The organism is Pseudomonas sp. HLS-6 TE3448 (genome assembly GCF_053629555.1).
Genome location: NZ_JBRJIO010000001.1, coordinates 2,464,726 through 2,479,171, shown reverse-complemented (window position 1 = coordinate 2,479,171; position 14,446 = coordinate 2,464,726). Strand labels below are relative to the sequence as shown.

The window sequence follows — 14,446 nt, the reverse complement described above, 5'->3', positions numbered from 1 at the left end:
ATGCCTGCGGCAGCCCGCCCGACGGCCTGCCGCAAGAAAACTCGCCTCAGGCCACCCCGACCTGGTTGCGCCCGCCATTCTTGGCCAGGTACAAGCCTTTGTCCGCCGCCGAAATCAGCTGCCGGCAATGGCTACCAACCGCTGGGATGTGCGTCGCCAGGCCAATACTGACCGTCAGGCTTGAGCCGGCCTCTGGCAGGGTGTGCGCAATCTGCAGCGCTTCCACGGTCTGGCGCAATTTCTCGGCTACCAGGCGGGCGCCGCCCGGAGAGGTGTTGGGCAGCACCAGCGCGAACTCCTCACCGCCATAGCGCGCTGGCAAGTCGCTGGGCCGGCTGCAGGAACTGCGAATGGCCTCGGCGACCTTGCGCAAGGCCTCATCGCCGGCCAAGTGACCAAAGGTATCGTTGAACGCCTTGAAGTAGTCGACATCAATCATCAACAGCGACAATTGTGTCTGCTCGCGGATTGAACGGCGCCATTCCAGCTCAAGGTACTCGTCGAAGTGGCGGCGATTGGACAACCCGGTCAAGCCATCGGAGTGCATCAACCGCTGCAGCACCAGGTTGGTGTCGAGCAACTGTTGCTGGCTGACCCGCAAGGCCCGGTAGGCCTCGTCACGCTGCAGCAGGGTCAGGTACGAGCGCGAGTGGTAACGAATTCGCGCCACCAACTCGATGTTGTCCGGCAACTTGACCAGGTAATCGTTGGCACCGGCAGCAAACGCGGCGCTCTTGACCAGAGGGTCTTCCTTGGTGGAAAGGACGATGATCGGAATGTCCTGGGTGGCCGGATTGCTGCGGTATTCACGTACCAGCGTCAGGCCATCAAGACCGGGCATGATCAAATCCTGGAGGATCACGGTCGGCTTGATACGGATCGCCTGGGCCACTGCCTGATGAGGGTCGGCACAGAAATGAAAATCGATGTTCTCTTCCTGGGCCAGGCCGCGTCGCACCGCTTCACCGATCATGGCCTGATCATCTACCAGCAGAACCATCGCTGAATTCTCATTGGTGCTCGGAAAGCCACTGATCGGTAAATCATTCATGCGCTGTCACCTGGCCTCTGCCGGCCAAACGGCCCGCTTCAATAGATATTGTCATTTTGAAAAAATTTCCAGCAGTCGGGGGGCAATGCGTTCCAGCGAACGAACCTCCACCGCTGCATCAATGGCCGCAGCAGCCTTGGGCATACCGTAAACGGCGCTACTTTGCTGATCCTGGGCGATCGTCAGAAACCCCTGCTGGCGCATCAACTTCAACCCCTGGGCACCATCACGGCCCATACCGGTAAGCAACACACCGACCGCATCACCACGCCAGAACCGTGCCACGCTCTCGAAAAACACATCGATCGAGGGACGATAGATTTCGTTCACCGGTTCAGCGGTATAACCAAGGGTGCCATTGCTCAATAACCGAATGTGGTGATTGGTTCCCGCCAGCAACACCTGACCGGGCTGCGGCGGCTCGCCCTCAAGTGCCAGGCGTACGTTCAAGCCAGAAGCACTCGCCAGCCAGTCGGCCATGCCGGCGGCAAACACCTGATCGACGTGCTGAACCAGAACGATCGCGGCGGAAAAGTTGCGCGGCAGGCCCTTGAGTAACACTTCGAGTGCGGCCGGACCACCCGCCGAAGAGCCAATGGCAACCAGCCTCTGACGCTGCGCCGCATCCCGCAAGTGTGTGTTCAACGGCTGCAGCGCGGCATTGCGCTGGCCGATCAGCCAGCTGATATTGAGGATCTTGCGCAACAGCGGGGCCGCTGCCTCTCTGGGCTCACCGCCGCCCAAGGCGGGCGTATCGACCACATCCAGGGCGCCATGCCCCATGGCCTCAAAGACCCGGTGCACATTCTGTTTACGGTCGACCGTGACGATGACGATGGCGCAGGGTGTTTCGGCCATGATCCGCCGGGTAGCCTCAACACCATCCATCACCGGCATGATCAGGTCCATCAGGATCAGGTCCGGGAGCACCTCGGTGCAACGCTGCACCGCCTCGGCACCGTTGCTCGCGACCCAGACCACCTGATGCGCAGGCTCAAACGCCAAGGCTCGGCGCAAGGCCTCAACCGCCAAGGGCATATCGTTGACAATCGCGACTCTCATCCCTGTGCTCCCCCGATCAGTTCCACCACGGCATCGATCAAGGCATCATCATGAAAACTGGCCTTCGCCAAATAGTAGTCGGCACCGGCATCAAGTCCACGTCGGCGATCCTCTTCACGGTCCTTATAGGAGACCACCATCACCGGCAGCGACTGCAATCGATTGTCACGACGCAGCAGGGTAACCAGTTCGATACCGTCCATGCGCGGCATGTCGATATCGGTGATGAGCAAATCAAAGTCTTCGCTGCGCAGGGCATTCCAGCCATCCATGCCATCAACCGCTACCGCGACGTCATAACCGCAATTGCTCAGCAGCTTGCGCTGCAGCTCACGCACGGTCAGCGAGTCATCGACCACCAGAATGCGCTTGCGTACGCTGTTGCTGGCAACGCCCCGACCACGCTCAATGCGCTCCAGGCTACCGGTACTGAGCAGCTTTTCAACCGAGCGCAGCAAGTCCTCCACATCAATGATCAGGACCACCGAACCGTCATCCAGCAACGCACCGGCAGAAATATCCTGGACCTTGCCCAAACGGGCGTCGAGCGGCATCACCACCAGCACCCGCTCACCGATCAGGCGCTCGACCGCAACCCCATAGAGTGTCTCGCGCTCACGGATCACCACCACCTTGATGCCTTGCCCATCAGAGGCGCTAGCCGGCCTGTTCAATAGCTGGCTAGCCGCGACCAGGCCGATATGCCGACCCTCATGCCAGAAGTGCTGACGCCCGTCGATCTGCACGACCGCCTCAGCCGGCAACTCCAGCGTGCGTTCAATATGGGCCAGCGGGAAGGCATAGGCCTCTCCCCCCACCTCAACGACCAGGCTGCGTACCACCGACAAGGTCAGCGGGACTTCAAGGTGGAAACAGCTGCCCTGACCGCTGACCTGGGTCAACTCGATTGACCCACGCAGTTGGCGGACCATGTGCTGCACGGCATCAAGCCCAACACCACGGCCGGAGACTTCTGTCACGGTATCGCGCAAACTGAAACCGGGCAGGAACAGGAAGGTGAGCAGTTCGGACTCACTCATCTGCGCCACGGTTTCCGCTGGGGACAACTGGCGCTCGACAATGGCGTGACGTAAGTGCTCCAGATCAACCCCGGCACCGTCATCGCGCAGTTCCAACACCAACAACCCCGCCTGATGCGAGGCGCGAAGACGGATTCGCCCCTCCAGGGGCTTACCCGCCAATAGCCGCTGCTCAGGCGTTTCAATGCCGTGATCAACGGCGTTGCGCAACAGGTGCGTCAAAGGCGCTTCGAGCCGCTCAAGTACATCGCGGTCAACCTGCGTTTTTTCGCCCTCGATCTCCAACCGCACCTGCTTGTTCAGCGAGCGTCCGAGGTCGCGCACCATGCGGCTCTGTCCCGTCAGGACATCGGCGAAGGGACGCATCCGGCAGGCCAGCGCGGTATCGTAAAGCAGCTGCGCGCGCTGGCTGGCCTGCCAGCCAAACTCGTCAAGGTCGGCGGCCTGCTGCAGAAGGATCTGTTGCGTTTCACCCAACAGACGCTGTGCCAACGCCAGCGCCTCCTGCACTTCCGCGCTCTGACCGCTTGCTTCCAATTGATGCTTCAGGCCATCAAGGGCTCGAATGCTCTGGTTCTGCATGCGCTTGAGCCGCTGCAAGGTGGCCAGGTAAGGCTTGAGCCGCTGAGTCTCGACCAACGACTTGCTCGAGAGGTCCAGCAGGCTGTTCAAACGCTCGGCGGTCACCCGCAACACGCGCTCCGAGCCCTCACTGCTGCGCTTGCTCCGGCGACCGCTGACCGGCCCGGCAACGACGGGCTCGCCTAGCGGCGCCGATGGCGCAGGCTCAGGCATCGACAAGCGCTCGGGCACGCTCGACGGGGGGGCCGGCGGACTGACAACTGGGGTGCCGGGGATGGACGGCTCGGAAACAACCGCAGCAGTAGCCGCCGGATCCAGCAGCACTGCCATCTGCACCAGAAACGCCTGGACCGCCGCATCAATCGAAACATCGCCTGGGGTGGCGATGCGCATCAACAGGTCCGTGCCCTGCAGCAGGGCGTCGATATGTTCCGGGCGCAGAAACAACCGCCCCTCCTGCGCACCAACCAGGCAATCTTCCATGACGTGGGCAACGCTGACTCCGGCGTCGACCCCGACAATGCGCGCTGCGCCCTTGAGCGAGTGCGCCGCACGCATACAGGCTTCCAGCTGATCCGCCTGCCGCGGATTGCGCTCCAAGGCCAACAACCCGGCGCTCAGCACCTGGGTCTGCGCTTCGGCCTCAAGGCTGAACAGTTCGAGCAACGACGCATCACGCATTTGCTCTGGGGTCATGACAGGCTCCGGCTCACGGCAGACAGCAATTGTTTTTCATCCAGCACCCGCACCGTGCGCCCACGCCATTGCAAAACAGCCTCGGTAAAGCGCTCTTCGGGCGGGCTGTCCTGAGTCAGCCGGGACAGCTCAAGGGCATGAATGCCCTCTACTTCATCAACTGGTGCCACGACAGAGCCACCTTCGGCGGCCAGAATCAACATCCGAGGTACCACACGCGACACCGTCGAGGTTGACGCGCCGCCCTCAAGCCCAAGCAGATACCCCAGCGACAGGCATGGCACCAGCGCTCCCCGCACATTGGCAACCCCCTGCAGTACCCGGGAACGCTGATGCGGCAAGGAGTGCACCGATTGCAGCGGCGCGACCTCCACCAGGCAGCGCGACGCCAAGGCCAGCCACTCATCACCTAATCGAAACAACAGCAAGGAACGTGTAGGACCAATGTTCTGGACACTTTCCGCTTGCTGATGCGCATCCTGAGACAGAGCATAACGGTCAAGCAAAAGGGTTGCCGCAGCCGCATAAACAGCGCAGTTACGACAATGAACATGCTCGACCAACAACGCGCACTGCTTGTCGCCGTGAACACCGATGCGATTCCAGCAGTCGTCGATACTCGGCTGGTCGCTGGCAATCACACTCCATGCGCTGTGCTCGTTCATCGTTCAGACTCCCGTTCCAAGCGTCCCGCTCGCTCCTGCAATCGACGCGCACCGACCAGGTCGCCCTGAGAGGCCAATAAGGCGGCCAGATGAACCAGCGCTTCAGGGTGTTGCGGCTCCAGATACAGGGCCTTGCGGTAGTACCGCACAGCGTCGGCACTGTCACCGGCCGTATCGGCAAGCAGCCCCATCCAGTAGAACACCTGGGCGCAAGGCTCATGCTCGCGCAAGTAACGCTCGCACACGGCACGTGCTTGCACACTGCTGCCGCTATTGGCCAACTGGGCAATCTGTGCCAGCAATTGCACAGCGGTTTCAGTGCTGGCCTGTGGCTGTGGCTGTGGCTGTGGCTGTGGCTGTGGCTGTGGCTTGAGCTGAGGCGCGGTAAATGGCCGTCGCGCAGGTTCCAGCACCGGGCGGGGTACAACCACTGGTGCCGGTTTCAATACCGGCACAGGCTTGCTGACCGGCAGTTCCACCGGCGCCTGACGGACATAGGCAAATGATTGGGGAATACCCAAGGGACGCATACCCAGGCGCGCCAGCAGGCTGCCCTCGGCCGGGCCAATGAACAAGACCCCTTCTTCGTGGGTCAGGCCCTTAAGCACTTCAAAGACCCGTTGCTGAGTGGGCACGTCAAAATAGATCAGCAAATTGCGACAGAAGACGAAATCGTACGTCCCTTCACGCGTGCGCAGCATCGGGTCCAGGACATTACCAACCTGCAAGTTGACCTGTTGCTGCACGCGTTCATCCAATCGATGCCCCTCGGCACACTCACTGAAATGCGTCTGGCGAAAGTGCTGCTGCTGGCCACGAAACGAGTTTCGGCCATACACAGCCTGTTTCGCACGGGCTATAGAGCCGCCACTGATGTCGATACCATCCACACGAAACGCTTGCGCAGGGACGCCAGCATCCAGCAAGGCCATGGCAATCGAGTAGGGCTCTTCGCCGGTCGAACACGGCAGGCTGAGAATACGCAATGGCCTGCTACCCGCGATCACGGCCAGTCTCTTGAGGGCCAGGCTGGCCAACGCCGCGAACGACTCCGGGTAACGAAAGAACCAGGTTTCAGGGACAATGACCGCCTCGATCAGCGCCTGCTGCTCTTGGCTCGACTGCTGCATTTGCAGCCAATAGTCGTCCAGATCACGTGCCGAAACCGCAGCGCAGCGCTGATGCAAGGCGCGCTCGACCATTGGCTCACCCACCGAGGCGACATCCAGGCCAATACGCTCCTGAAGAAAGCGAAAGAAGCGTTGCTCGCTGTTCATGCCTGCTGCTCCAGGCCCGCATCGGCTAAGGCCGGAAACAGCAACTGGCGCACCTCATCGCTCAACAACGCCTGAACCCCAATCCACTGCAGCAGGCCTTGCGCATCTTCGCGCACCCGCCCCAGGTAAGGCGCCTGGCTGTTATCCAGGCCATAGGGGCGAAATTCGTCAGGATCACAGCGCAAGGTGTTGCTGGCCTGCTCGAGAATCAGCCCCAGCAGCAAATCTGGCCGTTCGGGATCGACACGGTAATGCACCAGTACCAGTCGGGTGCTGGTACGCACAGGTGCCGGTTGGCCAAAGCTCAACGCGCCAACATCAATCACCGGCACCAAAATGCCCCGGTGGGCCAGCACCCCGGCCACCCAATGTGGCGCCTGGGCAATAGGCTTGAGTGGCAAACGTGGCAACACCTCAACCACTTCATGGGTGTCGAGGGCAAAACGCTGATCACCAATGCGAAATAACAGGAAGAGTCTGCCCTTGTTGGCCGCATCCGCGCTGCCGTGCGCCGGGAGGTCGTTCATCGGCGTGTCAGACTTTGAACCGTGAAACGCCGCCACGCAGGCCACTCGCGACCCGGCTAAGCTCGTCAATGGCAAAACTGGCCTGGCGCAGCGACTCCACTGTCTGGCTGCTGGCATCACCCAACTGAACCAACGCATGATTGATCTGCTCGGCGCCTGTGGCCTGGGCCTGCATGCCTTCATTGACCATCAATACACGCGGTGCAAGGGCTTGAACCTGCTGAATGATCTGGGAGAGCTGCTCGCCGACCTGCTGCACCTCAAACATGCCGCGGCGGACTTCCTCGGAGAACTTGTCCATGCCCATGACCCCTGCCGAAACCGCCGACTGAATCTCCCGCACCATCTGCTCGATATCGTAGGTCGCCACGGCGGTCTGATCGGCCAGACGGCGCACTTCCGTAGCCACCACCGAAAAGCCGCGACCATACTCGCCCGCCTTCTCGGCCTCAATCGCCGCATTGAGCGACAGCAGGTTGGTCTGGTCGGCCACCTTGACGATGGTCACGACCACCTGATTGATATTGCCGGCCTTCTCATTGAGGATCGACAGTTTGTTGTTCACCAGGTCCGCAGCCCCCATGACCTGAAGCATGGTCTCTTCCATGCGTGCCAGGCCCTGCTGCCCGGAACCGGCCAGGATGGAGGCCTGATCGGCAGCGCTGGTCACCTCGGTCATGGTGCGCACCAGGTCGCGCGAGGTGGCGGCGATTTCCCGTGACGTAGCACCAATTTCAGTGGTCGTCGCTGCAGTTTCCGTCGCCGTAGCTTGCTGCTGCTTGGAGGTGGCGGCAATTTCAGTCACCGAGGTGGTCACCTGCACCGAAGAACGCTGGGCCTGGGATACCAGATTGGTCAACTCGACCATCATGTCGTTGAAACCGGTTTCCACCGCACCGAACTCATCCTTGCGGTGCAGGTCCAGGCGCACACTGAGGTCACCACTGCGCAGCCCATCCAAAGCGCGAACAATCAGTTGCATCGGCGTACTGATCGCACGCATCAGCACCAGACCGCAGACGGTGGCTGCCACAATCGCCATCAACAACGAAATGATCATGCTGACCTTGGCGGTAGACACGGCGCTGACGATCGACGACGTCGCATCTTCGGCCATATGACGGCTACGCTCGATCACTGCAGTCAGGTTTTTACGGCCATTCATCCAGGCAGGCGTCAGCTCCAGCTCCAACAGACGCCGTGCCTCTGGGTAGTTTTTGCCGCGATAGGCATCAAGCACTTTGTCGAGGGTAGCCCGGTACGCTTGTTCAAGGCGCGCGAATTCCTCGAAATTGGTTTTTTCCTCAGCGTCCTCAATGGTTGCCTGGTAGCTGGCCATGTGTTGCTTCACGCGCTCGTCGAAGCTTTTGTAGAGCGCCATGTCAGCACTGGTGATTTCACGGTTGTCACTCAACCCAACCAACTGCTGGGTGGTCACGTAGCTATCGACCCAGGCGCCACGAATCATCGAACTGTAGTAGACACCCGGGATGCTGTTGGCACGCACATCCTCCTCACCGGACTCGATCGTCACCAGCCGTGAGTAGGCAGCAACCACCATCAGCGACATGATGGCGATGATCACGGCGAAGCTCGCCAGGATCCGTTGGCGCAGTGTCCAATTATTCACAGTCAGCCCTCAAGTGTTCTACGCGAGCGGAAAAATGGGCGGATTATAGCCCGCCACTCGTCGCTTTTGCGGCTGACATAGCGCATTGAACTGGCTGAAAGTCATAAATAGTGGCAATCAGCCCATACTTTTTGACCTCAGGCCTCGCGAACCTGTGCCTCCAGTGCCTGCTTCAATGCCGGGTCGAGCCCCAGTTGCCTGGCCAGTTCATCGAGGTAGGCGCGCTCCATGAAATGCTCTTCATCCACCAGCATGACACTGGCGATGTACATTTCAGCGGCCATTTCCGGCGTACTGGCTGCACGAGCAACATCCGCCGGATCAAGGGGTTTGTTCAGCTCGGCATGCAACCATTGGCGTAATGCCTGATCCGGCGTCAGTTTGACGAACTCACCCTCGATCAGTGCACGTTCGCGCTCATCGACATGCCCATCGGCCTTGGCTGCCGCCACCAGCGCCTTGAGGATCGCCTGGCTGTGCTGTTCGACCTGCGCAGGAGGCAGCCGATCAAGGGTCTGCGGCTCGCCCTTCGGTGCCGAGGCCTGACTGGCCTGCCAGTTGCCATACGCCTTGTAGGCCAGCACACCCAGGGCGGCCAAACCGCCATAGGTCAACGCCTTGCCACCATACTTGCGCGCCTTCTTGTTACCCAGCAACAAACCCATGGCTCCGGCAGCCAGCGCGCCACCTCCGGCGCCCGAGAGCAAGCTGCCAAGCCCGCCGCTCTTGGTTGCCTTTGCGGCTGTCACATTGCCAGCCTGGTTCTGCAACAGGTCCTTGCCGGATTTGAGTAGTTGGTCGAGCAAGCCACGGGTATCCATTCACAACCTCCAAGAGAGGGACGAAAAACTGCGGTCCAGATTAAGCCGATCAGCTTTCTTGCATACCGGTGTATTTGCTTCTGGATGTTGCACCCGAGGCAAAACACGCCTATTGATAAAAACGATATAGACTCACCAATCCCATAAAAACTCATAAAAGCCAACGCCATGATGACCTTGCGCCAGATCCGCCATTTCATCGCCGTCGCTGAAACCGGGTCCATTTCCGCCGCCGCTCAAACCGCGTTCATTTCCCAATCAACCCTGACCCTGGCGATCCAGCAATTGGAGCAGGACATCGGCGTCAGCCTGTTCAGTCGGCACGCCAAGGGAATGACCCTGACCCATCAGGGCCATCAGTTCCTGCGTCAGGCCCACCTGATCCTCGCCACGGTCGACAATGCCAAGCGCAGCCTGCAGCAGAGTACCGATCAGGTTGCCGGGCAGCTGACCATTGGCGTAACCAGCCTGGTCGCCGGTTACTACCTGGCCGACCTGCTGACCCGCTTCCAGCGGGCCTACCCGAATGTCGATATCCGCGTGACCGAGGATGAACGCCCCTACATCGAGCACCTGTTGGTCAACGGTGAAATTGATGTCGGGGTACTGATCCTGTCCAACCTTGAAGACCGCCTGGCCCTGCAGACTGAAGTCCTTACCCACTCCCCCCACAGGCTCTGGCTGCCCGCGCGTCACCCTCTGCTCGAACACGACAGCATCAGCCTGGCCGACGTTGCCCGCGAACCGCTGATCCAGCTCAACGTCGATGAAATGGAGCGTAATGCCCAGCGCATCTGGGCGGGTGCCGGCCTGCAGGCCAACATCAGCCTTCGCACTGCATCCACCGAAGCGGTGCGCAGCCTGGTCGCGGCCGGCCTGGGGGTTTCGATACAACCGGACATGACCTACCGCCCCTGGTCGCTGGAGGGCGACATTATCGAGGCCCGCCCCCTGGCAGACCTCAACCAGACCCTCGACGTCGGTCTGGCCTGGCGCCGAGGCACGGCAAGGCCGGCCTTGGTCGACCCCTTTCTCACCGTGGCCCGTGAACAACCCTCCGGGCGCAAGCCATCTATTTAATCGAACGCAGCCTTCAGTATTTAGAATTTGTAGACCTAGCTCATGGCCACTAGTCTCTCTGTGACGAGCACGCAAGGCCCCAGGCTTCCCGACGAAGCACTTGGCACCGACAGAACAAAAGAGAACTCGCACTATGGCTGGCACGCCCCCACTGCTCACCCATCTGCTGATTGACGGCGAACAGGTGGCCGGTCACGGTCGGGCCGAAGCAATCATCAATCCTGCGACCGGCGAGGTGCTGACCCAGGTTGCCGACGCCAGCACCGAGCAGGTCGAGCAGGCCATTCAGGCGGCTCAACGCGCATTTGCTGGCTGGGCCCGCACAACGCCACAGCAACGTTCCAGCGCCCTGCTCTCGATTGCCGATGCCATCGAAGCGCAGGCAGACCTGCTGGCGCGCCTTGACGCCTTGAACTGCGGAAAACCCCTGCATCTGGCACGCCAGGACGACCTGACGGCCGCCATCGACGTGTTCCGGTTCTTCGCCGGGGCCGTGCGCTGCCAGACCGGTCAACTGGCCGGTGAGTACCTGCCCGGCTACACCAGCATGGTGCGCCGTGATCCACTCGGTGTGGTCGCCTCGATTGCGCCATGGAACTACCCGATCATGATGGCCGCCTGGAAGATCGCGCCTGCGCTGGCCGCCGGCAACACCGTGGTGTTCAAACCTTCCGAGCACACACCACTGTCGATCCTGGCACTGGCCCCGGCGCTGGCAGAACGCCTGCCACGCGGGGTACTGAATATTGTCTGTGGCGGTGGCGAAGGGGTTGGCAGCCACTTGGTCAGCCACCCGGCGGTACGCATGGTGTCGTTGACCGGCGATATCGTCACCGGCCAGAAAATCCTCCAGAGCGCCGCCAAAACCCTGAAGCGCACGCACCTGGAACTGGGCGGCAAGGCACCGGTGATCGTCTGCAACGATGCCGACCTCAAGGCCGTCGTCGAGGCTGTACGCACCTACGGTTACTACAATGCAGGCCAGGACTGTACCGCGGCCTGTCGCATCTATGCTCAAGCCGGTATCCATGATCGGTTGGTCAGCGAGCTCGGCAGCGCCGTTTCCAGCGTACGCTTTGCCGGCAAGCGCGATGCCGACAACGAGATCGGCCCACTGATCAGTATCCGCCAGCGGGACCGGGTCGCAAGCTTCGTCGAGCGCGCCCTGAGCCAGCCCCACATCGAACGCATCACTGGGGCTGCGGTGCATTCCGGGCCAGGTTTCTTTTACCAGCCGACCCTGCTGGCCGGCTGCAAACAGACCGACGAAATTGTCCAGCGTGAGGTATTCGGCCCAGTGGTGACCGTTACCCGCTTCGACGAACTGTCCCAGGCCGTGGACTGGGCCAACGACTCCGAATACGGCCTGGCCTCATCGGTATGGACGCAGAACCTGGATAAGGCCCTGCAGGTTGCGGCTCGGCTGCAGTATGGCTGCACCTGGATCAACAGCCATTTCATGCTGGTCAGCGAAATGCCTCACGGCGGGCTCAAGCGCTCCGGGTACGGCAAGGACCTGTCCAGCGACTCGCTGCAGGACTACAGCGTGGTCCGGCACATCATGGCCCGCCAGGGCGAACCATGGGGTTAGACCCGCAGAACCGCACTACGCTTATAAGAAGTAGATCAGATAACGCCTTCACTACTGCCCCGACCATAATTTAAAGAAGAGGGATAACCATGTTCGTGAACAAGACTGCAGTGCTCAGTTCCTTGGCTACCGCGCTGCTGGCCAGTGCCAGCCTGCAAGCGGCCGAACCACTCAAGGCTGTTGGTGCGGGTGAAGGCCAACTGGATATCGTCGCTTGGCCCGGCTACATCGAACGCGGCGAAAGTGACAAGAACTACGACTGGGTAACCGGTTTCGAGAAAGAGACCGGGTGCAAGGTCAGCGTGAAAACCGCCGCGACCTCCGACGAGATGGTCAGCCTGATGGCCAAAGGCGGTTACGACCTGGTCACCGCATCGGGCGATGCCTCCCTGCGCCTGATCGTTGGCAAACGCGTACAGCCTATCAATACCGCACTGATCCCCAACTGGAAGAACCTCGATCCGCGCCTGAAAGATGGCGCATGGTATGTGGTCAACAAGCAAGTCTATGGCACCCCGTACCAATGGGGCCCGAACGTGCTGATGTACAACACCAATGTGTTCAAGCAGGCCCCGACCAGTTGGAGCGTGGTGTTCGAGCCACAGAACCTGCCAGACGGCAAACCCAACAAGGGCCGGGTCCAGGCCTACGACGGCCCCATCTACATTGCCGACGCGGCGCTCTACCTGAAATCGGCCAAACCGGAACTGGGTATTCAGAACCCCTATGAACTCACCGAAACCCAGTACAAGGCCGTGCTTGACCTGCTGCGTCAGCAGCAACCGCTGATTCACCGCTATTGGCATGACGCAACCGTCCAGATGAGCGATGTGAAAAACGAAGGTGTGGTTGCCTCCAGCTCGTGGGGCTACATGGTCAACGGCCTGAAAGCCGAGAAACAGCCTGTGTCCTCGACCATTCCCAAGGAAGGCGCCACGGGCTGGGCGGACACCACCATGCTGCATGCCGAAGCCAAGCACCCCAACTGCGCGTACAAGTGGATGGACTGGTCATTGCAACCGAAGGTCCAGGGCGATGTAGCGGCCTGGTTCGGCTCGCTGCCCGCCGTCCCTGCAGCCTGCAAGGCCAGTGAACTGCTGGGCGCAGAAGGCTGTGCAACCAACGGTTTCGACCAGTTCGACAAGATCGCCTTCTGGAAGACCCCACAGGCCGAAGGTGGCAAGTTCGTGCCTTACAGCCGCTGGACTCAAGACTACATCGCGATCATGGGCGGTCGCTGACAGCTTCAAGTGCCGACCTTGCCGGTGCAGTAATAACCCTGCACCGGCAAGGTCAAAGCCTTGAGAGACACCTTACATCGATTTCAGCAGTCCAGGCTTTGGGCGCGCTGCGCGCCCTTACGCCTATCCGGAGCACCGCACCATGACGCTTGCAGTCCAGTTCACCCACGTTTCCCGTCTGTTCGGCGAAGTGAAGGCCGTAGACCGGGTTTCCATTGATATTCAGGACGGCGAGTTCTTCTCCATGCTGGGCCCGTCCGGCTCAGGCAAGACGACCTGCTTGCGACTGATCGCCGGTTTCGAACAACCCAGTGCCGGCTCGATTCGCATACACGGCGTGGAGGCTGCCGGCCTGCCGCCCTATCAGCGTGACGTCAACACGGTGTTTCAGGACTATGCCCTGTTCCCGCACATGAACGTTCTCGATAACGTCGCCTACGGCCTGAAGGTCAAAGGCGTCTCAAAAAACGAACGCCACGCCGCCGCCGAAGAAGCCTTGGCCATGGTCGCGCTGGGGGGCTACGGCGCGCGCAAACCGGCGCAACTGTCCGGTGGTCAACGCCAGCGTGTGGCCCTGGCCCGCGCCCTGGTCAACCGGCCGCGCGTACTGTTGCTCGACGAACCCTTGGGCGCCCTCGACCTGAAGCTGCGCGAGCAGATGCAGAGTGAGCTGAAGAAGCTCCAGCGTCAGTTAGGCATTACCTTCATCTTCGTCACCCACGATCAGACCGAAGCACTGTCGATGTCTGATCGCGTAGCCGTATTCAACCGAGGGCGCATCGAACAGGTCGATACCCCGCGCAATCTTTACATGCAGCCGGCCACCACGTTCGTCGCCGAGTTCGTCGGCACCTCCAACGTGGTCCGTGGCGAGCTGGCCCAACAGCTCAATGGCAGCAACCTGCCGTTCTCCATTCGCCCGGAACATATCCGCTTCGGCGAAGGCCCCTTGGCCAGCCATGAGGTGCAGGTCAGCGGGCTGCTTCATGACATTCAGTATCAGGGCAGCGCCACCCGCTACGAACTGACGCTGGACAGCGGCCAGACCCTGGCGGTAAGCCAGGCCAATAACCAGTGGCAAGCCCAGTCGCCGGTCTTTCAGCCTGGCCAACGCCTGACCGCGCGCTGGGCCCGCGAGGCCATGACCGCCCTGCAGGAAACCGCGTTGCACGAGGGCCAGTAA

General features: G+C 60.9%; 12 protein-coding genes. 4 read left to right on the top strand and 8 right to left on the bottom strand.

Annotated features, from left to right (window positions below):
• Nucleotides 1–46 precede the first annotated feature (46 nt).
• From AB7M23_RS11420 to AB7M23_RS11385, 8 genes are all read right to left on the bottom strand, one after another.
• A complete protein-coding gene (locus AB7M23_RS11420) occupies nt 47–1,051 on the bottom strand; it encodes a response regulator (protein WP_065759936.1) in 1,005 nt (334 codons plus the stop codon).
• A gap of 51 nt (nt 1,052–1,102) precedes the next feature.
• The gene (gene cheB, locus AB7M23_RS11415) at nt 1,103–2,113 is read right to left on the bottom strand and encodes a chemotaxis-specific protein-glutamate methyltransferase CheB (RefSeq protein ID WP_454240862.1); all 1,011 of its coding nucleotides are present in this window, start codon (nt 2,111–2,113) and stop codon (nt 1,103–1,105) included.
• A complete protein-coding gene (locus tag AB7M23_RS11410; protein ID WP_454240861.1) occupies nt 2,110–4,431 on the bottom strand; it encodes a response regulator in 2,322 nt (773 codons plus the stop codon). Before AB7M23_RS11410 ends, cheB begins: the two co-directional genes overlap by 4 nt.
• Complete coding sequence (locus AB7M23_RS11405) at nt 4,428–5,096, bottom strand: chemotaxis protein CheW (RefSeq protein WP_454240860.1); 669 nt, start codon at nt 5,094–5,096, stop codon at nt 4,428–4,430. Before AB7M23_RS11405 ends, AB7M23_RS11410 begins: the two co-directional genes overlap by 4 nt.
• Nucleotides 5,093–6,373, bottom strand: a complete 1,281-nt coding sequence (locus AB7M23_RS11400) for a CheR family methyltransferase (protein ID WP_454240859.1) — start codon at nt 6,371–6,373, stop codon at nt 5,093–5,095. Before AB7M23_RS11400 ends, AB7M23_RS11405 begins: the two co-directional genes overlap by 4 nt.
• Nucleotides 6,370–6,900 carry a chemotaxis protein CheW gene (locus AB7M23_RS11395; protein WP_454240858.1) on the bottom strand — a complete coding sequence of 177 codons (531 nt, stop codon included), beginning with the start codon at nt 6,898–6,900 and terminating at the stop codon, nt 6,370–6,372. Before AB7M23_RS11395 ends, AB7M23_RS11400 begins: the two co-directional genes overlap by 4 nt.
• A gap of 7 nt (nt 6,901–6,907) precedes the next feature.
• Nucleotides 6,908–8,530: a methyl-accepting chemotaxis protein gene (locus AB7M23_RS11390; protein ID WP_454240857.1), complete on the bottom strand. Its 1,623-nt coding sequence runs from the start codon at nt 8,528–8,530 to the stop codon at nt 6,908–6,910.
• Nucleotides 8,531–8,667: 137 nt separating this feature from the next.
• A complete protein-coding gene (locus AB7M23_RS11385; RefSeq protein WP_454240856.1) occupies nt 8,668–9,351 on the bottom strand; it encodes a tellurite resistance TerB family protein in 684 nt (227 codons plus the stop codon).
• Nucleotides 9,352–9,519: 168 nt separating this feature from the next.
• Between AB7M23_RS11385 and AB7M23_RS11380 the strand changes: the two genes are divergently transcribed.
• From AB7M23_RS11380 to AB7M23_RS11365, 4 genes are all read left to right on the top strand, one after another.
• The gene (locus tag AB7M23_RS11380) at nt 9,520–10,431 is read left to right on the top strand and encodes a LysR family transcriptional regulator (protein WP_065759944.1); all 912 of its coding nucleotides are present in this window, start codon (nt 9,520–9,522) and stop codon (nt 10,429–10,431) included.
• 133 nt (nt 10,432–10,564) lie between these two features.
• A complete protein-coding gene (locus AB7M23_RS11375) occupies nt 10,565–12,022 on the top strand; it encodes a gamma-aminobutyraldehyde dehydrogenase (protein ID WP_454240855.1) in 1,458 nt (485 codons plus the stop codon).
• Nucleotides 12,023–12,111: 89 nt separating this feature from the next.
• Nucleotides 12,112–13,263: a putative ABC transporter substrate-binding protein YdcS gene (gene ydcS, locus AB7M23_RS11370; RefSeq protein WP_454240854.1), complete on the top strand. Its 1,152-nt coding sequence runs from the start codon at nt 12,112–12,114 to the stop codon at nt 13,261–13,263.
• A gap of 142 nt (nt 13,264–13,405) precedes the next feature.
• Nucleotides 13,406–14,446, top strand: coding sequence for an ABC transporter ATP-binding protein (locus AB7M23_RS11365; RefSeq protein WP_454240853.1), 1,041 nt, complete (start codon nt 13,406–13,408; stop codon nt 14,444–14,446).

Bases quoted from the DNA above. Each gene is read 5' to 3' on its own strand.
- AB7M23_RS11420 (WP_065759936.1), bottom strand. From the start codon at position 1,051: ATGAATGATTTACCGATCAGTGGCTTTCCGAGCACCAATGAGAATTCA.
- cheB (WP_454240862.1), bottom strand. From the start codon at position 2,113: ATGAGAGTCGCGATTGTCAACGATATGCCCTTGGCGGTTGAGGCCTTG.
- AB7M23_RS11410 (WP_454240861.1), bottom strand. From the start codon at position 4,431: ATGACCCCAGAGCAAATGCGTGATGCGTCGTTGCTCGAACTGTTCAGC.
- AB7M23_RS11405 (WP_454240860.1), bottom strand. From the start codon at position 5,096: ATGAACGAGCACAGCGCATGGAGTGTGATTGCCAGCGACCAGCCGAGT.
- AB7M23_RS11400 (WP_454240859.1), bottom strand. From the start codon at position 6,373: ATGAACAGCGAGCAACGCTTCTTTCGCTTTCTTCAGGAGCGTATTGGC.
- AB7M23_RS11395 (WP_454240858.1), bottom strand. From the start codon at position 6,900: ATGAACGACCTCCCGGCGCACGGCAGCGCGGATGCGGCCAACAAGGGC.
- AB7M23_RS11385 (WP_454240856.1), bottom strand. From the start codon at position 9,351: ATGGATACCCGTGGCTTGCTCGACCAACTACTCAAATCCGGCAAGGAC.
- AB7M23_RS11380 (WP_065759944.1), top strand. From the start codon at position 9,520: ATGATGACCTTGCGCCAGATCCGCCATTTCATCGCCGTCGCTGAAACC.
- AB7M23_RS11375 (WP_454240855.1), top strand. From the start codon at position 10,565: ATGGCTGGCACGCCCCCACTGCTCACCCATCTGCTGATTGACGGCGAA.
- ydcS (WP_454240854.1), top strand. From the start codon at position 12,112: ATGTTCGTGAACAAGACTGCAGTGCTCAGTTCCTTGGCTACCGCGCTG.
- AB7M23_RS11365 (WP_454240853.1), top strand. From the start codon at position 13,406: ATGACGCTTGCAGTCCAGTTCACCCACGTTTCCCGTCTGTTCGGCGAA.